General features: G+C 63.9%; 22 protein-coding genes and 1 pseudogene. 4 read left to right on the forward strand and 19 right to left on the reverse strand.

What is annotated here, in order from left to right; translation table 11 throughout:
* Positions 1 to 73: 73 nt before the first annotated feature.
* Positions 74 to 259 carry a hypothetical protein gene (locus ABZ824_RS24190; RefSeq protein ID WP_356965461.1) on the reverse strand — a complete coding sequence of 62 codons (186 nt, stop codon included), beginning with the start codon at positions 257 to 259 and terminating at the stop codon, positions 74 to 76.
* A gap of 13 nt (positions 260 to 272) precedes the next feature.
* Positions 273 to 446, reverse strand: a complete 174-nt coding sequence (locus ABZ824_RS24195) for a hypothetical protein (protein WP_356965462.1) — start codon at positions 444 to 446, stop codon at positions 273 to 275.
* A gap of 177 nt (positions 447 to 623) precedes the next feature.
* Here ABZ824_RS24195 and ABZ824_RS24200 point away from each other — a divergent pair, with 177 nt between their 5' ends.
* On the forward strand, positions 624 to 1,271 hold the full coding sequence (locus ABZ824_RS24200) for a hypothetical protein (protein WP_356965463.1): 648 nt from the start codon (positions 624 to 626) through the stop codon (positions 1,269 to 1,271).
* Positions 1,272 to 1,638: 367 nt separating this feature from the next.
* Here the strand turns inward: ABZ824_RS24200 and ABZ824_RS24205 are convergent.
* From ABZ824_RS24205 to ABZ824_RS24215, 3 genes and pseudogenes are all read right to left on the reverse strand, one after another.
* Positions 1,639 to 2,536, reverse strand: a pseudogene (locus ABZ824_RS24205) (IS5 family transposase).
* 79 nt (positions 2,537 to 2,615) lie between these two features.
* Positions 2,616 to 2,981: an integrase core domain-containing protein gene (locus ABZ824_RS24210; protein ID WP_356965464.1), complete on the reverse strand. Its 366-nt coding sequence runs from the start codon at positions 2,979 to 2,981 to the stop codon at positions 2,616 to 2,618.
* 289 nt (positions 2,982 to 3,270) lie between these two features.
* Entirely contained in the window at positions 3,271 to 3,819 is a 549-nt protein-coding gene (locus tag ABZ824_RS24215) for a hypothetical protein (protein ID WP_356965465.1), read from the reverse strand.
* On the opposite strand from ABZ824_RS24215, the gene ABZ824_RS24220 reads away from it, so the two are divergent.
* Positions 3,801 to 4,163, forward strand: a complete 363-nt coding sequence (locus ABZ824_RS24220) for a GNAT family N-acetyltransferase (RefSeq protein ID WP_356965466.1) — start codon at positions 3,801 to 3,803, stop codon at positions 4,161 to 4,163. The two genes, ABZ824_RS24215 and ABZ824_RS24220, sit on opposite strands and share 19 nt — an antisense overlap.
* 89 nt (positions 4,164 to 4,252) lie before the next feature.
* On the opposite strand, the gene ABZ824_RS24225 is transcribed toward ABZ824_RS24220, so the two are convergent.
* The 4 genes from ABZ824_RS24225 to ABZ824_RS24240 all read right to left on the reverse strand — a co-directional run bounded on the left by ABZ824_RS24225 (position 4,253) and on the right by ABZ824_RS24240 (position 6,740).
* The gene (locus ABZ824_RS24225) at positions 4,253 to 4,483 is read right to left on the reverse strand and encodes an HNH endonuclease signature motif containing protein (protein WP_356965586.1); all 231 of its coding nucleotides are present in this window, start codon (positions 4,481 to 4,483) and stop codon (positions 4,253 to 4,255) included.
* Positions 4,484 to 4,673: 190 nt separating this feature from the next.
* Positions 4,674 to 5,597: a GIY-YIG nuclease family protein gene (locus ABZ824_RS24230; protein ID WP_356965467.1), complete on the reverse strand. Its 924-nt coding sequence runs from the start codon at positions 5,595 to 5,597 to the stop codon at positions 4,674 to 4,676.
* Between the two features lie 469 nt (positions 5,598 to 6,066).
* Entirely contained in the window at positions 6,067 to 6,441 is a 375-nt protein-coding gene (locus ABZ824_RS24235) for a hypothetical protein (protein WP_356965468.1), read from the reverse strand.
* Entirely contained in the window at positions 6,441 to 6,740 is a 300-nt protein-coding gene (locus ABZ824_RS24240; protein ID WP_356965469.1) for a hypothetical protein, read from the reverse strand. The genes ABZ824_RS24235 and ABZ824_RS24240 overlap by 1 nt, the downstream gene beginning before the upstream one ends.
* Before the next feature lie 196 nt (positions 6,741 to 6,936).
* Here ABZ824_RS24240 and pglX point away from each other — a divergent pair, with 196 nt between their 5' ends.
* Entirely contained in the window at positions 6,937 to 10,506 is a 3,570-nt protein-coding gene (gene pglX / locus ABZ824_RS24245; RefSeq protein WP_356965470.1) for a BREX-2 system adenine-specific DNA-methyltransferase PglX, read from the forward strand.
* 164 nt (positions 10,507 to 10,670) lie between these two features.
* On the opposite strand, the gene ABZ824_RS24250 is transcribed toward pglX, so the two are convergent.
* Positions 10,671 to 10,868, reverse strand: coding sequence for a hypothetical protein (locus tag ABZ824_RS24250; protein ID WP_356965471.1), 198 nt, complete (start codon positions 10,866 to 10,868; stop codon positions 10,671 to 10,673).
* A 175-nt stretch (positions 10,869 to 11,043) separates the two neighbouring features.
* Positions 11,044 to 11,250 carry a hypothetical protein gene (locus ABZ824_RS24255; protein ID WP_356965472.1) on the reverse strand — a complete coding sequence of 69 codons (207 nt, stop codon included), beginning with the start codon at positions 11,248 to 11,250 and terminating at the stop codon, positions 11,044 to 11,046.
* Positions 11,251 to 12,259: 1,009 nt separating this feature from the next.
* Here ABZ824_RS24255 and ABZ824_RS24260 point away from each other — a divergent pair.
* On the forward strand, positions 12,260 to 13,336 hold the full coding sequence (locus ABZ824_RS24260; protein WP_356965473.1) for an alpha/beta hydrolase: 1,077 nt from the start codon (positions 12,260 to 12,262) through the stop codon (positions 13,334 to 13,336).
* Positions 13,337 to 13,768: 432 nt separating this feature from the next.
* Here ABZ824_RS24260 and ABZ824_RS24265 read toward each other — a convergent pair whose 3' ends face one another.
* The 8 genes from ABZ824_RS24265 to ABZ824_RS24300 form a co-directional block, all read right to left on the reverse strand.
* On the reverse strand, positions 13,769 to 14,776 hold the full coding sequence (locus ABZ824_RS24265) for an alpha/beta hydrolase (RefSeq protein ID WP_356965474.1): 1,008 nt from the start codon (positions 14,774 to 14,776) through the stop codon (positions 13,769 to 13,771).
* An 83-nt stretch (positions 14,777 to 14,859) separates the two neighbouring features.
* Positions 14,860 to 14,994 (reverse strand): hypothetical protein, encoded by a 135-nt coding sequence (locus ABZ824_RS24270; protein ID WP_356965475.1) that lies wholly within the window; start codon positions 14,992 to 14,994, stop codon positions 14,860 to 14,862.
* A 212-nt stretch (positions 14,995 to 15,206) separates the two neighbouring features.
* Entirely contained in the window at positions 15,207 to 15,419 is a 213-nt protein-coding gene (locus ABZ824_RS24275; protein ID WP_356965476.1) for a hypothetical protein, read from the reverse strand.
* 105 nt (positions 15,420 to 15,524) lie between these two features.
* Complete coding sequence (locus tag ABZ824_RS24280) at positions 15,525 to 17,120, reverse strand: FAD-dependent oxidoreductase (RefSeq protein WP_356965477.1); 1,596 nt, start codon at positions 17,118 to 17,120, stop codon at positions 15,525 to 15,527.
* Positions 17,117 to 18,016, reverse strand: a complete 900-nt coding sequence (locus tag ABZ824_RS24285) for an alpha/beta hydrolase (RefSeq protein WP_356965478.1) — start codon at positions 18,014 to 18,016, stop codon at positions 17,117 to 17,119. The genes ABZ824_RS24280 and ABZ824_RS24285 overlap by 4 nt, the downstream gene beginning before the upstream one ends.
* Before the next feature lie 8 nt (positions 18,017 to 18,024).
* The gene (locus ABZ824_RS24290) at positions 18,025 to 18,465 is read right to left on the reverse strand and encodes an alpha/beta hydrolase (protein WP_356965479.1); all 441 of its coding nucleotides are present in this window, start codon (positions 18,463 to 18,465) and stop codon (positions 18,025 to 18,027) included.
* A 145-nt stretch (positions 18,466 to 18,610) separates the two neighbouring features.
* Complete coding sequence (locus tag ABZ824_RS24295) at positions 18,611 to 18,967, reverse strand: DoxX family protein (protein WP_356965480.1); 357 nt, start codon at positions 18,965 to 18,967, stop codon at positions 18,611 to 18,613.
* A 321-nt stretch (positions 18,968 to 19,288) separates the two neighbouring features.
* Positions 19,289 to 20,449 (reverse strand): MFS transporter, encoded by a 1,161-nt coding sequence (locus tag ABZ824_RS24300; RefSeq protein ID WP_356965481.1) that lies wholly within the window; start codon positions 20,447 to 20,449, stop codon positions 19,289 to 19,291.
* Positions 20,450 to 20,662 lie beyond the last annotated feature (213 nt).

Below are 20,662 nucleotides of genomic sequence, written 5' to 3' on the forward strand. Positions count from 1 at the left end.
CCTCAAAGTTGGTGGGGTTGATGTGGTGTGATTCTCGGTTGTGGTGCGTAGGCACGAGTTGAGCGAGGAGTAGTTATTCCGGCGGGGTGGATCCGCGCGTCGGGCTGCGGCGGGGCAGCGGGCGTTCGCCGCGAGCGCAGTAGGACCAGGCCATCGAGTCCGCACTCGACAGCAGCGCCCCGTAGCGGCTCAGGCCGGTGGTCTTGACCCCGAGCCCGTGCAGCCGGATCCCGGGCAGCTCGGTGGTGAGCGCGGACATGATGCGTGCGGCCTCACCGGTGCAGCGCGGGACGCGGAAGCACTCGAAGCTTGTCGACGTCCCATCGAACGCCGAGGCCTCCTTGCCGAGAGGGCCAGGATTTGGGCAGCGCGGCCTTCCAGTACCGCCACGAGTGGACGCCGACGGCCGAGTAGTCGATCGACAAGTCGGCACAGAAGAGCTTCATGGCCGGCGAGATGACGAGGGCGCAGTCATGCGAGACGTGGTCGATCCAAGCGTGAAGCGGGTGCCAGGTCCGCGAGGGCACCTCGGCCCCGCAGCTATGACGCACCGCACACCGCAGGGGCGGCGCACCGAGTGAACCTATGGTCGCGACAGTTCGTAGTACAGGTGACGAGATGCATTGTGCGCCTCGCTGAATAGCGACGAAAGGGACCGAAAGATGACCTCGGCCAGAAGATTCCAGCGTGCCGCTGTGCCGGTCGCAGCCACCGTGGTCGTATTCGCGGGGCTGCTGAGCGCCTGTGGTGGCGATGACGGGCGAGCTGTTCCGGCGGCCGAGCCGGCATCGTCGACCACGGTGACCGCCGCGCTGGCGCCCGCTGCGGGGCAGGCTCCCGCGGTCGCGAAGACGCAGGGCTGGCTGAAGATCTACGGCGGAGCAGCCCCGGCCGGGACCGCGAATGCGGTGCAGCTCGATGTGACCAGCGATCCCAGTGTCGGGCAGTACGTGTCGGACGGGACGGGCCGGTCGCTGTACCGGTTCGACAAGGACACCGCGAAGCCGTCGGCGTCCAACTGCGCCGGGCAATGTGCCGTGACATGGCCGCCGCTGACCGTTACCCGCGACCAATCGGTCTACGCGTCGGGAGTCGACCCACAACTCGTCGGGTTCATCGAACGGGCCGACGGCACATGCCAAATCACCATCGGCGGCTGGCCAGTGTACTTCTTCTCGAAAGACAAGAAGCCAGGGGATCTGCTCGGCCAGGGCGTCGGGGGGACATGGTTCGCAGTGGCTCCGAATGGGGGCAAGGCTCTCGCCAAGTGATCCGAATGCCGCTGGATCAGCCACAGTAGGTCCAGTTGACGGGTTCGGCCCCGACCTCGTCGCCGCCGCGATGTCGACGGGGCCGAGCCATCGTCGCCAGCGTCGACCTCTGGTCTCAGCGAGGCCGCCTGCTCATCAATCCCGTTAGTGTGACGGTGTCACTGGTCAATGAGGGCTGGCGAATCCAGGGTGGCATGCGACCTTTCGGCTGCATCGGGATGGCCGTGTGGGTCGAAACGGTCTGTGTCCGTACGCTACCGCGCGGCCCCGACACCGACAGAAGGCGCTGCGGTGCCGGGCCGCTGGCGGGGCGGGATCCGCCGGGCCCTGCGTCGACGGGCCGGGGGTGGCGGGCTTGGGTCCGTCATCAAAGCCACATGAGCAGGGTGGCCAGGTCGAGCATGCCTCGGTAGGAGATCGCGGTCTTGTCGTATCGGGTCGCGATGGCCCGGTACTGCTCGAGCCGGTTGAAGCAGCGTTCGACCACATTGCGGCGCCGATACGCGGTCGGATCGAACGTCGGTGGGCGAACTCCAGCACTGCCCCGGCGGCGACGGTGGGCCTGCTGATCGCTGCGTTCGGGGATCGTGGCGGTGATACCACGCCCCCGAAGGTGCTCGCGGATCGCGCGAGTCGAATAGCCCTTGTCGGCCAACACCCGCCGCGGACGCGTCCATGGCCGACCCCGACCCGGACGTGGCATCCGGATACCGGCCAGGACCTGGGTGAACATGGTGCAGTCGTTGACATTGCCCGCGGCCGACACCACGCTCAGCGGGCGGCCGAGCCCGTCACAGGCCAGATGGATCTTGGCGGTCGGCCCGCCACGGGAACGACCGATAGCATGATCAACTGGCTCACTGTGTTCGCCGCCGGATCCGTTGTCCCCCTGTGTGAACCACACGCGCACGCCCGCCAGCGGAATGCTGGTGGGCACGCACGATCGTCGAATCCACCGACACCTCCCGATCGAGCTCGGCGACAGCCTCGGCGACCACACGCACCTTCGTCACAAGCGTCCCCAGGGTGCCGTTGCGCGACCACCGCCAGAACCGGTTGTACACCGTTTTCCACGGCCCGTAACGTTCGGGCAGGTCCCGCCACGTCACCCCGGTCTTGGCCTTGTACAACATGCCGTTGATCACCCGGCGGTCATCCACGCGCGGACGACCTTTTGCTCCGGACACCGGCAACAGCGGCTCGATCACCCGCCACTGCCCCTCGCTCAACTCGTGCCTACGCACCACAACCGAGAACCACACCACATCAACCCCACCAACTTTGAGGACGGACCCTAGCGTGCAGAATGTCCGCTCTTGCCGCTGGGCGGACGTTTTCAGCTTGTCACAGCTGGCGAAAGGCTGCTCTGGGCACTTGGTCGTCGATCTCTTGGTGTGGTCTGATCGTGCTGCAGATGACCCGGAATCGGTGGACCTCCATGTCCAGGGTGTGGCCGTCGGCGATTGCACCACGGAACAAATGCTCGTATTTCAAGGTACCGAAGAACCGCTCGATCACTCCATTGGTCTGCGGTGACCGGACCCGCGTGCGGAGGTGTCGCAGCAGCGGGTCGGGTCCGGCGAACGCGGTCTTGCACACCTCGCCGCGGAAACAGGGACCGTTGTCCGAGACCACCCGCGATCGGCGCCGGTGCGATACCAAGCACCTCCCCGGCCGGACCGCACACCTCGGCCAGCCCACGATCGGCACGCAATCATCGAGTCCGAGGACCCGCTCGGCCTCGGCAACCGCCTACACCACGGGCGGAATTTTTGCAGATGAGGGGCTATGGCGCAATCTCCGCGTTTCGCGGCGGGAGAGGTGGCTGCCGCGCTGGGCGTAGCAGCCGTCGAATTTCTCGGTAGAGGGGCGTTCGGGGACAACTGGCGTGTCGGCGATCTCGCCGACAAGATCATCTGCGATCACGAGTACCCGGCTGACTTAGTCTCGCGGGAGGTCGGCAGATCGACCCGAGTCGACAGCCCTCACGTAGTAAAGCTCATACCGGTGTGTCTGGTTGCCATGGTGATTCCACCGTCGGTCGTTCGGGGTGTCGAGCCAGTTCGATCAACGCCCACCCCTGCTCGAAGGTGAAGGTTGATCCTTCGATGACGAACTCGCGGTTACCGCCGGCATACTTGGCGCCCGCCAAACAGAGAAGATCAAAGACCTGGTCGAAATCTTCTACATGTGAAACCCGAATGTCGAAGCGCTGTCTGGATTGCGCCGAAGACTGTCCTACGGTGTGCTTCTTCGCCGACGGGTCGAGCGGTGCCCCAACCTCCCATCGGATGTCGCAGTCCCGGCCCAGGACCTGTTGCACCGCCGCGCTGACCGGCCCCGCGTATTTCGGGCTTGTCTGGTACCGCGCCAGCACAGCGTGCTGATGGGCGAATACGACCGTGGTGCAGTCAACTCGAACCACCGACGCCCCTGCCAGCAGCGCATCGACACGGGCTCCGCCCAACTGCCGCGCCTTCTCACGGATTACCGGCCACGCCGCTTCGATCGCCCCAACATCGCTGCTAGATGCCGTGGGCGCCTTCAAGGGCCCTGCTGGCGCGCCCGAAGGCCACCTATTTGGTCGCCACCGTCGATGACGAGATCGTCGGCCGCGCGTCCATCCGGCACACCCTCAACGACGCATTACTCCGGCGGGGCGGTCACATCGGCTACGCAGTCCTGGCGCGATATCGGCGGTGCGGCTACGGCACCGCCATCCTCCACCACAGCCTCACCATCGCCCGCGCGATCGGCATCGACCGGATACTCCTCACCTGCCACGACACCAACCTCGCCTCTCGGCGCATCATCGAATCCCGCGGCGGCCTCCTCGAATCAGTCGATCCATGGACCGATGGCATCCCGACCCGCCGCTACTGGATCGAGTGACAGACATGTGGCGTACGCTGCCGCCGCGACGGACCGACCGATTGGCGGACGAGATGGTCCTTCAGGCGACCTGGGACGAGGTCTCGTGGTCATCCCCCCGCCATCGCGGTCTGATCATTGTGGCGCCGCGCGGCTGCTGCGAGCAGTTTCGGGTACATAGCGTGGCGCATCTTGCCGCGTGTCTTGACGGCATGACAGTTGGGGCAGAGCGCAATCATCTGCTCGGGGTGATCGCGGCCTCCCTTTGCGATGTCCTCCACATGGTCGACATCGAGGACAGGCAGTCCCTGTCTGTGACGTCCGGAGCTACCTGGACGCAGTCGGGGTTCTCACACCTGCCGCCACTACGGATCAGCACCGCTCGACGGCGGCCTGGAGCCAAACCGGTCTCGACGTGGTCCTCGCATGCCTCTCGTGGCCCAGCTTCTGCGCCCGCAGCCGAACGCCGCTCGGCCTTACCTCGACCGAGGCGACGCAGAGCTGCTCGCCCGATAAAGTCGCGGTTGTGATTCAGGTCTCTCTGTTCTGCCAGTCGCCGAATGTCGTACCAGCCTCAGGGATCCTCCACGATTCCCGCCCACTCGTATTGCGACCTGCAACGACGGCAGCAGCAGCGGACGGAGAAGAGAACGGGTAGTCACGGGTGAAGGCGGCCACCTCACCGGAACTGGTTGCCTTGAGAACGCCTTCACCGACAAGGTTTTGATGCAACCGCTGATAGTTGCTGGGCCAGCCCGACCACGATGAGCGCGCCAGCGATCCGGCGCGGACGACGAATTCGCCGTCGATCTCCTGTGCCGTCGCGGTGATCCCGCACTTTCGGACAGCCATCTCGAACACGGGAGAGAGTGCTTCGGCAACGGGATCTTTGGGACCCGCCGAAGGGCTCGGCATCACGGCTACCGATCGGAAGATGTTGACGTTGAGGACAGGGAGCACGATGCGCGCCTCTGCGATGAAGCTCTCCATATCGGAGATGTCTGCTTCGGGCAGGGTCGACAGCGGCGGCGCGGTGCCGTTGACGAGTTTGGCGCGGCCGGCTTGCTGGGCGAGCTGAATGAGCCTCGCCTCCAGATACCTCGCATGCGCCTTGGTGATGTTGGCGTCCTTGCTGGTGATTACTATCGCTCGATCCCAGAAGTCCTTGCCGTTCTGGGACTTGGGCTCGGCATGTCGCCGAATGCGGACACCGACCTCGTCCCCTTCGCCGATGTAGGCAAGGATTCCGCCGGTATCCGGATCCTCACCGATCAGGACGTAGACACCCGTTCTGCCGACTTCGCGGCGAGCGAGCAGCCTAGCAAGATCCGAGCGAGGCGCCGCGACTATATGACCCGTCCAGTTCATGATCTCCGCCGTCTGCAGGCCGCCAGGCGTTCCATCGGCAAGGAACATCCTGACCGTTTTGCCGTGGTTCTTCTGCCCGCTGTCCACGTGGTGACTGTATCGGGTGCCGACCGCAAGGCTCGGAAGATCGAGATGGTTCGCCGCACCGGTATTCATCGTCCGCGGAGCGTCAGCAGTAGAGGCAACTCGCACCCACCCTGACCAACACACCCACCATCGAAACACGCTGGCCACGAACGCGCTCCAACGGCACCAACAATGCCCGTGACCAGCCGAAACACCCTCTTCTGTCGTTCGCATTTCGCCGTAGTCATCAGCGACTCAATCATCACGGACGACTACGCATTCATCCCCGCCCGCATGCCCCCGCACAAGGAAGCCCGGTAGAACGAGCTGATAGTTACCCATGCCATGGATGACGCGGGACGACACATCACGGCAAGTCAACCGCAAAGGGCCACATACGGTTCACGAGTCAGCCCGCCCGGTCTCCTACGGCACGCTACGGGGCAGCTAACCCCGACCACGAACCGCTGCGTTCAGATAAGCAGACGGTTCATTCCGATGACCGCGGTTGCGCTGCCCGTCCTGTCCGGCGAACCCAGCGGATCAGGGCAATGACTCCGAGGACGCCTGCGCCTGCGCCGCCGACGCCTGCGAGTACTGGGGGCTCGGCCCGGACCAACCAGGCATGATGTAGCGTGGTGTAGGCGACTACCCCGCCGACGATGACCACGCCGCAGATGTTGCAGGCTGCTTTATAGCTGGTGCCGATCAACGTCATGAGGCGGTCGATGAGGTCGTAGAGCCCGACCGGTGGGGTGTTAGTCCGCAGCAGCACCGGTCCTCTCGACCCGATCGCCGTGCCGGCATCGGCGCTGGGGGGATCGGCCTCGACGGCCGCCGGGGTCGAGGCGATCGGAAACTGCATCACGCGGTCCTCCGCTTCGGGTCAGTGCGGCTCATCTCGCGGATCGTGTCGGCATCAAAGTTCTTACATGTGTGTTGCCGCAATCGGCACAGCCGACCTCCGACGGTTCTGGTGCTGGTGTGCGGGCCATCGAAGATCAGCCCGACGTTGGCCAGAACGATCATCAGCATCGGCCGACGGAGCACGGCCTCCATGGCCGCACCGCCTGCGGTGGTGTTTATGTCGCTGCTCCAGCCCATCGCGCGTCCCCCGATTTCTGTCATCGAGTGCCATCCCGATCTCTCATACAACCCGGCCATGACACGTGGCTATTCTTTATCACCTCGTTAGGCGATGGAAATATCGACCGGTCATAGCGTGATCTGCGCCATCTCGGCAAGGCCGCGATGTTTCGACCTAGAGTAGCAAGCGTTTCTGACACGTGGTAGATTTTTTCTCCAGCCGGTCGAGACCGGATGCAGGATCAGTCGACGCCCGTGGAACGATGGAGACCTTATGATCGACCGGATGTTGCTTCTCGCCGACCTCAGGAAGTTGCGAGCCGAACTCGAAGGCGACCTCGGTGCCCAGGCAACGAATCCGGACATCGAGACAGCGCTGCGCTCGCAACATCGCGCGAGCATCAAGGCCAAGAACACCGATGCTTCCTACACGGCGTGGGTCAGTGACCAAGTCACAAAGGCGGCGGTGTCCTGGGTGCTCGACACTGTCTTCTTGCGGTTCTGCGAGGACAACGGCTTGGTCGACGAACCCCACCTGGCAGACCCGAACGACGGGGACGGACTGACCCGGGACCGTCATATGACGTTCCTCGAGGAAAGACCAACGGCAACTGATCGGGACTGGCTGATCCACGGGTTCGACCACCTGTGCACCGAGTCGTCGGTCATGGTCGACATTCTGAACACTCGCAGCGGCGGGCTTCTTCCATCGCTGACGGTCTCCCCGGAAGCCGCCCGGAAGGTTGTCGAATTCTGGCGCACCCGTGACGAAGGCGGCGACCTCATATATACCTTCAACGAGCCGCTCAGCGACACCGGCGGATGGGACACTCGGTTCCTCGGTGACCTATACCAAGACCTTTCCGAGCACCAACGCAAAGTTGACGCCCTCGTGCAAACCCCGGACTTCGTCGCAGAGTTCATCCTCGATCAGACTCTCGAGCCTGCCATCGCTACCATCGGCTTGCCCAGCTTACGCACCATCGATCCTGTCTGTGGATCAGGGCATTTCGTGCTTAGCATGTTTCAGCGACTGTTCGATCACTGGCGAAGGCTGGAACCCGAATTGCCCCCGTGGCTGCTCGTAGAGCGGGCGCTTCGGTCTGTGCACGGCGTCGACAAAAACTCCAATGCCGTCTCGATCACGCGCTTCCGCCTGCTCGTCGCCGCGATGAGTGCAGCAGGTGCACGACGTCTGGCAGATATTCCTGATCTCCGCATCGCCATCGCCACTGGCGACTCACTACTAGCCGGTGAAGACCCGCAGCGTCACCAGATCTCGAACCCTGAGGGCAGGCTTGTCGATCAAGGTGTAGCCCGGAACAGTGTCGGGTCTTTCTCGGACATCGAGCTCCTGCAAACAGGCTCGTACGATGTGGTCGTCGGCAATCCGCCCTATACGACTCCCCACAGCCGTCTGATCGACGAGGCTTATCGCACCCGTTTTCCCGACGTCTGCACCGGCAGATACGCGTTACCGGTCCCTTTCATAGTCCGCTTCTTCGACCTTGCGCGGCGCGATGGACGTGACTCCGGGTTCGTGGGCTTGCTGTCTGCGAACAGTTTCATGAAGCGAGACTTCGGACGCCACCTGGTCGAGAGGTTCTTCCCGACGGTGGACATCACCCAGATCATCGACACATCGGGCGCCTACATCCCCGGCCACGGCACACCGACGGTGTTGTTGTTCGGCCGCAATCAGCCGCCATCACAATCATTGGTTCCGGCTGTGATCTGTCTGCGCGGCGAATCGCAATGGCCTGCCGATCCCTCGAAGGGCCGGGTGTGGCAGTCGACGCTGTCAACGGTTCGCTGCGCCGGTTACGCCGACTCCTGGACAGAACGAGTCGCTCTGGATCGATCGGTGCTGCAAACGTTTCCATGGAAACTTACCGATGCGGCGAGTGCTGCGGTTCTTCGCAAGATGGAAGGTGTCACTGATACCGAGAATCGGATGAAGCTTAAGGACCGGGTACGACGCATTGGCTATTTTGCCAACACTGGCTCTGACGAGGCCTTCGTCGCGTCGGAGGCGGCCTTTCAGCGGTCCCGGGCCGAGCAGGAATTTCTGATTCCGATCCTCCGCGGCTCCGATATTCGGGATTGGACGGCGCGGCCCAGCCACCAGGCAGCCCTACTGCCGAGCCCCTCTCGGATTTCCGATGTGGGGGATTTCCCGAATCTGATGAGAAGGCTGTGGCCGTACCGAACGGTGCTACGGCACAACCGTGACCCCTGGTACACGTGGCATCATGTCTCCGAGGTGAGGAATGCACACCCATGGCGGATCGCCTTCACCTGGGTCAGTACGCACAACCATTTCGTCATCCTCCGCGATCGAATCGCGCCGCTGACCTCCGCGCCGATCATCGAGTTGCCGCACACCGCGTCCAATTCCGATGTGCTCCAGCTCGCCGCCCTGCTCAACAGCTCACTGGCATGCTTCTGGCTCAAGCACCACTGCAACAGCAAAGGCCAGCCAGGGATCGATCAGATCGGAATCGGCGAGCCATGGTCGGTGTTCTACGAGTTCGCCGGTAACCGACTCCGCGAACTCCCACTGCCACGTGGCCAATGGTTCCAGGACCGGTGGACCATCTACTCCGAGGTCCTGGACGAGCTGGTGAGGGAGATTGAGGACACTGACCCACGATCCACGTTGCGCCACGACACCCTGCCCACAAGCGCCGAACTGGATGCCGCCCGTACACGATGGACGAAAGCGCGCGGCCGGCTCGTGGGACTCCAGGAAGAACTGGACTGGGAAATCTACGAACGCTACGGCTTAACGAATGACACCGACCAGCTCCGCGGACCGATTGACGCGGTTCCCGAACTGAAACCCGGTGAGCGGGCATTCGAGATTGTCCTTGCACGGCGTATGGCGCGAGGAGAAACCGACAGTAAGTGGTTCGAACGAAATGGCATCGCGCCAATCACTTCCGTCCCTCACCACTGGCCCCACGCTTACCGCGAAACCATCGAACGACGTATCGTGTTCATCGAAACCCGGCAGAACATCCGTCGCGTGGAACAGCCGGAATACAAACGACGCTGGCACTCCCCTGATTGGGATACCCTGCTTCACGACGCGCTCGAAGCCTGGATTCTCGACCGTATGGAGAAGCCCGCTCTGTGGTTCGGCAACGAAGACGACCAGCCTCGGCAACCGCGCCTGCGGACCCTGACTGAACTCCTCCAAGCGCTATCGAGCGATGACGACCTTATTCGAGCCGTTTCACTCTTGGACTCCAGCGCCTCCGTCACAGAGGTCCTGAGAAATCTGATCGAGGCCGAGCATGTTCCATTCCTGGCGGCGCTACGCTACCGGCCGTCAGGATGCCGAAAGTTCGAGGCATGGCAGCGAACCTGGCATGACCAACGCGCGGAAGACACGACTAGCGGCGCCGAACACGACGCCCGTCAATCTCATCCACTTCCACCAAAGTACACTTCGGCGGACTTTCTCAAACAGAGTTACTGGCTGGCACGCGGGAAGCTCGATGTACCCAATGAGCGATTCGTCTCCTACCCAATCGATAGCCCTGTACCCGAGCTGTACGGCTGGGCGGGATGGGATTATGAGCAGCGTGCTGTCGCCCTGGCCGAGCACATACGACACCTGACGAGCAGCAACACCACAAAAAGCCACCTGATACCGCTGCTTGCCGGACTATTGGAGCTGGAACCGTGGATCCGGCAGTGGCATCCCGACCGCTGCCAAGATGTCGTCGATTTCCGTATATCGGTTCAGGATCAGTGCGGGATAAAAGAGGATGACCTGGCAGCCTGGCAACCTGCTGCCCCGAAACGTGGCAGACCCCGCAAGATCTTCAGTCAGTGACCGCCGACGTTGTTGTCGGACGTGGGTTCTGAGCCGGCACCGGTCCCCTCGGGCGAGGGCGGGGTCGAACTCGAAGTGCGTGTGCCGACCAATGGTGCGATCACCCTCGCCAACGGCCAGCAGAAGGTGAGTTTGCGCGCCTACGTTGGGCGCGTGGTAACCGTTTAGGTCAACGCACGCAGCCTCCACATCAGCACCTGCAACCACTTCGAATGCGCGGCGGCCACCCGGCCGACCCCGAGCCCGGCAAACCCGCACTGCGGAAGGCTACCGGCACCATCGCTATTCCCGCTGGCGAAGCTATTGAGATCGACCGTGTCGTCGACCGCGACGGCCGCCTCGGTACCGGCGGGCACCACCATGTCGTCGGGTTCGCCTGGACCGGACGCACCGTCACACTGCTCCTGGACGGACACCTTAAGCACGCCATCACCGACAACGCCCTGATCGGCACCTGGCCCTGCCCGGTCGCCCGCGACCAACTCGGCCGCCTCCGGGGCGCCCCGAACACCCACCACCTCACTGCCACCAGCGCCGTTATCGACCGGATCCCTCCGAGCCCAGCGACGCGTTCACCAATCCGGCTGCATCCTTGTCGTCGGCCAACGCATCGAACTCGGACCCCGCCACCGCGGCAAGCTCGTCACCGTCATCATCGAAGACACCCACCTGCGAATCCTGCACGGCGAAGAAGAGATCGCCGTCCGCCCTCGCAAGAGCACGAAACTCATCACCCGCTTCCACGTCACCGGGAAGGGAGCGACCACAACCAGCGGTCAAGCATCAGGTGATGACGTTCGGTCAAGCAACTCCTGAGTCCCCACCCGCCACATGGCGCAGCAGTAGTAGATACACGCATGTCCGCCGAAGCGCCACAACAGCCCGCGTGGTGCTGCCGCACGATGCAAGAGCGCCTTTCACCATTTCAGAACCACTGTCGGCTCATCTGGCGTGACTGGCCGAGGTTATGGCTTGCCCCACCGCGTACCGTGCGGGCGCGGCTGGATCATCCGCGCACTACCGCGACCACGAGTCGGTTGACCAGCGTCGAGATCGTATGTGGCGTTACGCAGGCATCGCAATCCCTCAGACTGGGTAGGCACCCACGATGACCAGGCGTTTTCCAACTGCCCCTGTTGTGCGTGTCCTGCCGAGGGAACGAACCTGCGACGGACGACCGCCAGGCCCCATTCAACTGATTGGAAGGTCGGCCCGGAAACTTTGGTGTATTCCTGGCGACATACCGAGAAAAGAAGCAGGTCAAGCCCGATTAGCAGGCTTGACCTGCTGTTTCTACTCCCCCATCTGGACTCGAACCAGAAACCTGCCGATTGACATTCGGCTGGCCGTCGAAAGCTGGGGCCAATCTGGGGCCACACGCTGTGCGCGGCCGAGAACGACCAGCACGTTTGGAATGTTGCCGCATGCTCGAATACCGGGTTTGACGTGTGCAAATGACATTAGCCCAGAGCTGGGGGTCAAGTGGTCGCAGGTTCAAATCCTGTCAGCCCGACACAGGAAACCCCTTCCGACCAGCGTCGGAAGGGGTTTTCTCGTTCGGTGGAGGTGTGTCGGGATTCGACCCATCTCACAGAAATCTCACGTTTTCGGGCTTTCCCCGCGCGCCCATGCTTCCCGGCGCCCGGGGCGATGGCTCGATGCTGTTCCGGCCAGGTGCGACCGTCGTCAGCGCGGCGTCGGGCAATGTGTACAGAACCGGCTGTCGTTCTGTCTCCCTATCGAAGGTGAGGAAATGTCGCAGTCCACTTTTATGAAACGGTTCTTCGCAACGGCGATCGGTTCGGTGCTTCTCGGGATGGCCGTCGCGGCAGGCACGCCCGCTTCGGCCGCGCCGGCAGGTGACACTGTCGACCGTGAGGTCGCCTTCACGGTCCGCAATACCAATACCTCGGGCGTGCCGTGCCCCACCGATGGCGCCGCCTACCAAGTGCGCGGTCACCTGACCGGACCGGCCGGCAAGCTCGCCAGTACCTCGGCCGACAGCGTGTCGTTGTACTTGCACGGGCTCGAACTGGGTGAATGGTTCTGGCGGTTCGGGGATGCGCCCGGCTACAACCATGTGCGGGAAATGGCGGCGCAGGGGCATGTCTCGGTCGCCATCGACCGGATCGGATACGGCTCGAGCGGGCAACCACCCGGGCTGCTCAGCTGCGTCGGCGGGCAAGCCGACATCGCGCACCAGATAGTGCAGCAACTACGGTCGGGCCGCTACACGGCTCCCGAGGGGGCGGTCGCGTTCAAGCGCGTCGCGCTGCTCGGCCACTCACTCGGTGGCGCGATAGCCCAGGTGGAAACCTACTCCTACGGCGACGTGGACGCCTTGAGCGTGCTGTCGTACTCCGACCTGGCCCTGAGCGGGGAGTCACTGATCGGCACCCTGTCGTGGGGAGCAAACTGCCTAACCGGAGGCCGGCGCTCGGTTGCAGGTGCGCCCGGCTACGCCTACCTGACCCCGAGCCTCGCGTCCTACCAGGACAACTTCCTCGCCCAGTCTCCCCCGGACGTCCGGGGACCGGCCTCGGCGCTACGCGGGCTGAACCCCTGCGCCGACATGGCCACGGCGGCCGAAGCCACGGCAATCGACCTGACGAGGCTGGGCCAGGTCACGGTCCCGGTACTGACCGTCGTCGGCGGCCGGGACCGGGTCTTCGACGTCGACCGGGCCCGCTTGCAGGGCAATCTGTTCACCGGAACCCACGATGTGACGACCCATGTCATCGACCAAGCCACCCATGGTCTGACATTGGAGCCGACCGTCGACGAATTTCGGCACGTCCTGAGTGACTGGCTGACCGCGCGAGGATTCTGAATCCTCCTGCACCGCAATGCACGGGCCCTGTGGATGTCCACGGGGCCCGTCGCATGAACAACCCGAGAACGAGTCTCCCGCGACGCTTGTCAGCAGCGGTGACGAGTATGTCGCCGGTCTCGGGGTCGTCGATGAGGTCTTGGATCATCAGGGTGTCGACGTATACCAGCGAGGCTTGGACGATGCTCAGGCAGACCGAGAACTTCCCCACTGCCGAAGCGACCGCAGAATACCTCTACAGCAGCGCCTTCGCCGCCGACCCCGTCGGAGTCGACATCGGCCCGGACTATCTGCTCGAGCGGCTTCGCGACGGTGAAGACCCCAGCACTCTGCGCGAACAAGGTGCCGGAACCCGGCCCGGAACGACACCACGCGCCAACCAACGCGCCATCACGGCGCGTCGAAGTCCGATGCCCCGGAGCCCGGCTGTGCTCAGCCGGCGGCGGCATCGAGTGCTCGACGGAGAAAGGCAGCCACTTCATCGCGGCATTCGGCTGCTTCGGGAATGTCGGGTTGATCGCAGAAGCTGTGCCACATGCCTTCCCACACGCGAAGGTGGGTCGGTGCCTCGGCCGCACGCAATGCCCAGTACATGCGAACGCAGTTGCTCATGAACAGATCTCGGGTGCCGGTGGTGATCATGCTGGGCGGGAAGCCACTCAGGTCCGCGGCATGCACTGGCGACAGCAACGGGTCGCTCACGTCCTGTCCGGCAGCGTAAGCGCGAGCAGCTTTATCGAGCTGCCTGCGCCACCGGATGAGCGGATCCTTTCCCTCGAGGCTGTGATAGCTGGTGCCTACTCGGGCCAGATCGGTCCACGGTGTCAGTAGCCCCAACCCCGCGGGTTCGGGTAGACCGAGCTCGCGGACGCGTTGCATGAGCGCCAGCGCGAGCCCACCACCTGCCGATAAACCGATCAGGACGAACTTGGTGCCTCGTTGTTCAATCGTCGCCGTGTACGCGGCGAGAGCATCGTCGAGCGCAGCGGGGAACGCCGCCTCTGGCGATAGGCGGTATTGAATGGAGACGAGAGGAAAGCCCAGCGCTTCGGCCATCAGCACTGCGAGATCATCGCGTGCGTCGCCGAGAAGATACGCCCCGCCATGCAGATATATCGCGTACCTATCGGCGCCCCTGCCACCGCGCGGGACCATGGTACAGACCTCGACACCACCGGCGGTACCAGTGCTGGCCTCGACACCGAATCGGGCCTCCAGTTCGACGATCGGAACTCGCTTGCGGTTGTACACCCGGCGAATAATGCGCGCGGTCAGTGGTGTCAGCGGCACGGGAATCCGGGCGGCACGATTGCCGATCAGGAAAGCCTTGGCCTCTGCGCTGACCGGCAGGCGAGCGATCTCCCCCCGCCGTCCCCACCTGGCTCCTCGTGAACGCCCGCCGCGCAAACCAGAACCGCGTGGTTCAGGCGATATCCGCATGGTGAATTCTCCCGTCTGCGAAATGTGTTTGCCTACAGTTGAGGGTGATCGCGTTGATCTGCTCGCCTCGTCCGGTGGTCGCGTCATCCGAGGGCGGTGAGGCCCTGCATGTTGCCGACCTGCACCGACACAACCACTCCGAACGGGATCGCCATCAGCACGCCCGGGACGGTGGTCACCTTGATGAGAACCAAGCCCGAGTAAGGGTTTCTCGCCACTGGAAGCGACCGCGGATGAGATCGGCGCCTGCGATCGTGGTGGCTTCGATTCTCGATCGCCTGGTTCGCCCGAGGGTGCCGACACTGGTGACCGCCGTCGCAGCCAGGGTCTGCCGCAAGGTCGGCACTTCGAGGCGTGTCGCCGCAGAACCAGCCTGGCCGCACGAGACTGTGCGCCGCCTGGCCCCACCAGGGCATGGCGTAGGCCGATGTCACGGTTCCAGATACAGCCGCTCATTGGCCATCCGTCGCAGTGCTGCTCCAGCGTCGCCGGGGATTATCCGAACGTCCTCTATGTAGCGGCGCTGCTGGTTGTCCTGGATGAACAGCAGTGCCGCGGTGACGCATGCCCTGAAATCGAATCGTATCCCGCGCAGAGACATCGACAGGTGGACGTCCGGCTCGTCTGGGCGTGGCGAGGTCATCACTTCGGCCTCCGAGGTCTGAGCGTTACGCCGGACCGGCAAGCGCAAGGGTGACCGCGGTGTGCGGGAGCCGTAGCGGGCATGCTGCACGAATCATCATGCTGATCACATCATTTCGGAGTTCTGTACTGCTTGCGGATCGGTGATGCCGGTGGGATTGCCGATCGAGGGCGTCATGGCGTGCGCGGCCGTCTGGGTGGGGGTGAGTCGGTCTGCACCGGTGGCGATACAGCCGATGTAACCATCCGGTCGGATCAGCAGCAGTGCCGCTGTGTGTAGACCGTAGGTTCGGGCGAACGAGCCGGTGATGTCGGCGAGCACGATGTCGGCTTCGATGTCATCGCCAGCGTCGATTGCCACTCGGGTCAAGGTCGCACCGGCCGTCGGCCACCGTAGTGCTTCGAGGTCTGCGACCGCGGCGGCACCGTAGGCGATTGCGGTGAAATGCGGTCCCCGGGTGACTTCGAAAATTCGCCGTGGTCCGCCCGCGGCATCGAGCAGTCGTGCGTCGGGTGCGCGATCACCGACCGCCAGAGTTTCCGTGCGGTCGGCGTCGGGTGGCGCCAGCGGTCCGCCGCAGTAGTTCAGACCGAGTTGGCGTTCGTCCTTACCGCGTTTGATACTGGACGGATCCAGTTTCGAGATGCCTTCGTACTTCTTGGTCGACAAGTTCAGCACCCCGGCTGCTATGGGCATACGCTCTGCTTCGTAGGTGTCCAGCAGTGCCTCCGGCGCCCCGGCAAGAACCTGGCCGAGTTTCCAGCCGAGATTGTAAGCGTCCTGTATGCCGGTGTTGAGTCCTTGTGCCCCGGCGGGGGTATGCACGTGCGCGGCGTCCCCCGCGAGTAGGACTCGTCCGGCCCGGTAGTGCTCCACCATGCGGATGTTGGGGCGGAATACCGACTTCCAGGTGATGTCGGACAGGCGAATGCGCTTGTTGCGGGTGTGGGAGTGGATGCGCTGAAGTATCCGGTCCTCGGTCAGAGGTGGTTCTTCGTCCGGGCGCAACCGGATCATCCATTGGAATTGGTCGGAATGCGGCAGCGGGCAGGCGCCGACGAATCGGCCACCGGGGCCCGGCCATACGTGCCAGCGGTCGCGGCTGAGCCCCGAGACCGTGGCGTCGACAATCACCATTCGGTCTTCCTCGTCCGTGGAACCGAGGAAGCCTATTCCGAGACCGCGACGCACAGCACTGGCTCCGCCGTCGGCGCCGACGAGATACCGGGCAGTGATCGTCTCCGAACCGTCGGAACTCGCCACCGTTGCCGAGACCGCATCGAGGTGCTGTTGGAACTCGATGAGTTCGCAACCGTATTCGACGCTGCGCCCCAGCACGCTCAATCGGGTGTGCAGCGCCTCGTCGGTGCTGTGCTGCGGTATCAGCCAGGTACTCGGGTAGGGCACATCCGTGGTCGGCTCGGTCACCGGCAGCATTCGCCACGGGATCGTCACTGGTCCCAGGTGGATTCCGAGCAGTGGGTAGGTGCTGCCATGGGCGAGGATGTCGTCGAGGGCGCCGAGATCGTCGAGGACTTCCAAACTCCGGGGTTGGATCCCTTTGGCGCGGGATCCGCCGAAGGAGTTGGCGGCTTTGTCGATGATCCGTACGTCCAGGCCGCGCCGGGTCAGGTCGATCGCAAGCGCGGTGCCGGTCGGCCCGCCGCCGACGACGAGAACATCGATCATCGGGGAGTTCATCGCTGCACCCGCCGTCCGACTTGCTGAGCGAATGCGTCGAATCGGACCGCCACGTCGGTGGGCCGTTCGTAGGGGGCCATGTGTCCACACTTCCTGATGACGTGCCATTCGGCCGGGGTGAGCAGTTCGCGGGCCTCGTCGAGCCGCGTGATCGGGGTGACCTGGTCCTCGTCACCCCACAGCAGCAATGACGGCACGGGGGACTGCCCCGCCTGGGCGTAGAGTGGCTGTCTGGAAGTCAGCGGGTAATCCGCGATCGTGGCGAACAGGGCATAGATCGAGCCCTCGAACTCATAGCACGCACGCACCATCGCGGAAAGCGCTGCGGATTGCTCGGGATCTCGCACGTTGTGGGACAGGTGATTCTCCAGCAGTCGGCTACCCAGATTTCTACCCAGCAGAGCACCCAACCGGGCATGGCGCAGCAAACCGGCCCCGGTCGGCCGTTGCGTGTCCAGGCCCGCCGGGCCGACCAGCGTCAGTGTCATGGTCTGCTCAATGTGGCGCGCTGTGAACGCCATCGCCACCAGTGCACCTAGCGAGGCACCGATCACATGCCATGGCCCGTGGAGCCCGAGTCGTGTTGTCAGGTCGGATAATTGACGTACGAACAGCGACTCGTCGTACACCGCGCGAACCCGGTCGGAGTAGCCGCGTCCATAACCGCTGTAGACCAGTGTCCGGTATCCGCGCTGATGTAGTTCCTCAGCGAGTCCGTCCCAATAGAACAGCGGGATCGTTGTTCCTGGGCTCAGTAGAACCAGTTCCCCGTTGTCGGGGCCGGCGAGTTCATAATGGGTGACGCCGTCGGAGCACTCCATGAAGCTGCCACGAAGCTGCCCACGGGTGGTCGGGTCGAGGCGGCGATGCTCGCCGCGGGCTACGAAGTATTTCATGATGTCTCCTAGGCTTTCTGCCCGTCGCGCGAGCCGCCGGCCAGGAAGTCCCGGATCGCGACCGCAACCCACTCGGGCGCCTCCTCCGGCAATAGGTGTCCTCCGCCGACATATGTCAACTCTTGGGCCCCGGGGACGTCGCGCGAGAAGTACTGGCCGTCGATCGATTCGCTGCGCAGCACGAGCGTTGGAGTGGTGATGCGGGGAATATCTGCCGTGCGATCGATCTGATCGGTATTGGCGAAGTCGATGAAAGCCTCCCGGTTTCCCGGCCGGGTCGACATCGCGTGCACGCGATCGACCATGACCTCATCGACGCCGTCGAAGGCGGGGCCGACCGCTGATCGTAGGTTGCGTGCGGTCGCCGTTCGCGAGGTCGTCCGTCGCTGTCCATTCATAATGGTTACAGCGTTGCCGAAATTATTGGATGTGTCAAGGCTGCGTCGCACAATGCCCTCCGCTCTCGCGGGTCTGGATGCCGATCGAAACACTGATCTGCCTACTTCGCACTCCCGGAGAGCGCGCACGGATGGCCGCAAGCTCAACCGGGTGATGGCAGGTCGCTCGCGTCGCGGTGCATGAATCGGGCACCGGTCACGACAATGCTTGCTGCCCGATCAGGATCAGATACGCGATGCTCGCCGCGCCGGTCGCGACCGGCGGTATCAGGTGATGGAACCGGTCGCGGACTCGAACGTGAGAGATGATCGCGCCGACCATCAACGCCACCAGGCCTGTCGCCGCCGCAAGGCCGACGGGAGGGTATGCCAGCCCGAGGAGTACCCCGAGTGCACCCAGCGTGGCCGCGGCGCCGATGCGCCGGAAGGCGCTGACGCTGTACCCGAGGTGTGCGGCGTTGGCTCGTTGGGCGTCGACAGCCATGACCATGCTCGCGCCGGCCCCGAGGAAGACAACGGCGAGCAGTATCGCCAATGCGGTCGTTGCGATCATGCAATGTCCTTCGAATAGGAGATTATTCGGGTGTGATCAGGTGTTTCGAGGTCGACGCACCGGCGACGGTTGTCACGATCCGTTGCCGCCCCGCCACCGCGCTCGCGAGGCGGGGTGCGCGCGGCGACGGACTCGGGCCAGTGCCTCATCCATCATCATAATGGTAACAGTGTTGCCATTATTGAGCTCGGTGTCAACTGGCGATGCCGGTTCCGAGCGCGGAGGGCGTGGAAGCCAGTGCCGTCGACGAGAACGACTCGTGGACGGGCTCGGCGGGTGCGCCGCAGAGTGATTCACTCGAGCCCGAATAGCGGGCTCGCGTCACGCGTTCTCGCGGGACCGGGCGGCGCAGAGCGCGCCGACCAGCGCCGCTGTGGCCACGGCGGCGACCACTACACCGAAAACGATTCCGATGAGGGACAGGCTCCAGCGCTGAGCGGCGAAGCCGACACCCAGGATCGGCACGGAAATCGCGAAATAGGCCACGACGAAATAGGCGGAGGCGATCTCGCCGCGCTGCGATTGCGGAGCCGCTTCCACCACCGCGCCGAGCCCTTTGCCGAAGCTCGCGCCATGCCCGAGGCCGGTCATCAGCGCGGCCACAGTGAGGACGACCACCGACCGAGTGCTCAAGGCTGTGGCGAGCAGCGCGGCACTGAGTATCAGGGCCGCACAACCGAGGATCATGGCCTTGGAGGCAGGTAGCGTCCTGGTGATCGCTTGAGTTCCCGCGGACGCGGCGAACGCCGCGGCAACCAGCAAGCCGACCATCGCCTTGTCGTGAATGTGCAGAGATTCATTCAGAAATGTCGGCACGACCGACGTGAACAGACCGATCACACTGAACCCGGCGCAGGCGGCCAGTGCCGCACGAGTGAACACGCCTCGCGCCTGAGGCGGAATGGACAGCCGTTGCATGGTGAGCTGAGTTCGGGACCGCGTCGCAACGGTCTCGTTCACATGCCCGATCGCGAGCCCGGCCACCCCGATCATCACCAGATGCACAGCGAAGACACAGTGCAGTGGCCATGGAGCGTATTGCGCCAGCACCCCCGACAGCGTCGGTCCTATGCCCAGTCCTCCGATATTCGCGACACCGGCGACCGTAGTGGCTCGATTTTTCCATTTCGCAGGGGCGACCTCGATGATCATGGCGGTTGCCGTACCGGTGAAGATGCCGGCCGACAGCCCCGAGAGCACCCGCCCGATCAGCAACTGCCACACCGGCCCGGCGGTGAGGAAGACAAGGGAACTGGCTGCGGAACAGGCCAGTCCGGCAACGAGCAGCGGTCGACGTCCGAGCATGTCCGACCATCGGCCGAAGAGTATCAGCGCCGCCACGACTCCGGCGGCATAGGCGGCGAAAATCGTGGTGGACATGCCGATGGAGAACCCGAGCTGGGCGGCGTACAGCGTGTACAGCGGCGTCGGCAGGGTCGTGCCGAGCATGACCACGGCGAAGGCGTAGGCGATTTGCGCCATCGACCCGATGCGGGGCCCGCGCGCGATCGGGCGGTGCGTGTACGAGGGAAAGGTGTCGTGCGTTGATAATCGAGTGACCATAATGGCAACGTTGCCGCTATTGATTGCCTCTGTCCAATCAAATCGGCAACGATGTGGCCGATATTACTTGGCAATATCCGCAATACTGCGGGCGAGAAGGTCGAAGCGCGCGAACGTTACGGCCGCCTCGCG

Origin of the sequence: Nocardia sp. NPDC047038 (assembly GCF_040644075.1) — a bacterium.
GTDB classification, from domain to species: Bacteria; Actinomycetota; Actinomycetes; order Mycobacteriales; family Mycobacteriaceae; genus Nocardia; species Nocardia sichangensis.

Bases quoted from the DNA above. Each gene is read 5' to 3' on its own strand.
- ABZ824_RS24285 (WP_356965478.1), bottom strand. From the start codon at position 18,016: ATGAAATACTTCGTAGCCCGCGGCGAGCATCGCCGCCTCGACCCGACC.
- ABZ824_RS24280 (WP_356965477.1), bottom strand. From the start codon at position 17,120: ATGAACTCCCCGATGATCGATGTTCTCGTCGTCGGCGGCGGGCCGACC.
- ABZ824_RS24250 (WP_356965471.1), bottom strand. From the start codon at position 10,868: ATGGTGGTGCCCGCCGGTACCGAGGCGGCCGTCGCGGTCGACGACACG.
- pglX (WP_356965470.1), top strand. From the start codon at position 6,937: ATGATCGACCGGATGTTGCTTCTCGCCGACCTCAGGAAGTTGCGAGCC.
- ABZ824_RS24295 (WP_356965480.1), bottom strand. From the start codon at position 18,967: ATGATCGCAACGACCGCATTGGCGATACTGCTCGCCGTTGTCTTCCTC.
- ABZ824_RS24235 (WP_356965468.1), bottom strand. From the start codon at position 6,441: ATGCAGTTTCCGATCGCCTCGACCCCGGCGGCCGTCGAGGCCGATCCC.
- ABZ824_RS24195 (WP_356965462.1), bottom strand. From the start codon at position 446: ATGAAGCTCTTCTGTGCCGACTTGTCGATCGACTACTCGGCCGTCGGC.
- ABZ824_RS24275 (WP_356965476.1), bottom strand. From the start codon at position 15,419: ATGACCTCGCCACGCCCAGACGAGCCGGACGTCCACCTGTCGATGTCT.
- ABZ824_RS24260 (WP_356965473.1), top strand. From the start codon at position 12,260: ATGTCGCAGTCCACTTTTATGAAACGGTTCTTCGCAACGGCGATCGGT.
- ABZ824_RS24220 (WP_356965466.1), top strand. From the start codon at position 3,801: ATGCCGTGGGCGCCTTCAAGGGCCCTGCTGGCGCGCCCGAAGGCCACC.
- ABZ824_RS24240 (WP_356965469.1), bottom strand. From the start codon at position 6,740: ATGGCCGGGTTGTATGAGAGATCGGGATGGCACTCGATGACAGAAATC.
- ABZ824_RS24265 (WP_356965474.1), bottom strand. From the start codon at position 14,776: ATGCGGATATCGCCTGAACCACGCGGTTCTGGTTTGCGCGGCGGGCGT.
- ABZ824_RS24190 (WP_356965461.1), bottom strand. From the start codon at position 259: ATGTCCGCGCTCACCACCGAGCTGCCCGGGATCCGGCTGCACGGGCTC.
- ABZ824_RS24300 (WP_356965481.1), bottom strand. From the start codon at position 20,449: ATGGCGCAAATCGCCTACGCCTTCGCCGTGGTCATGCTCGGCACGACC.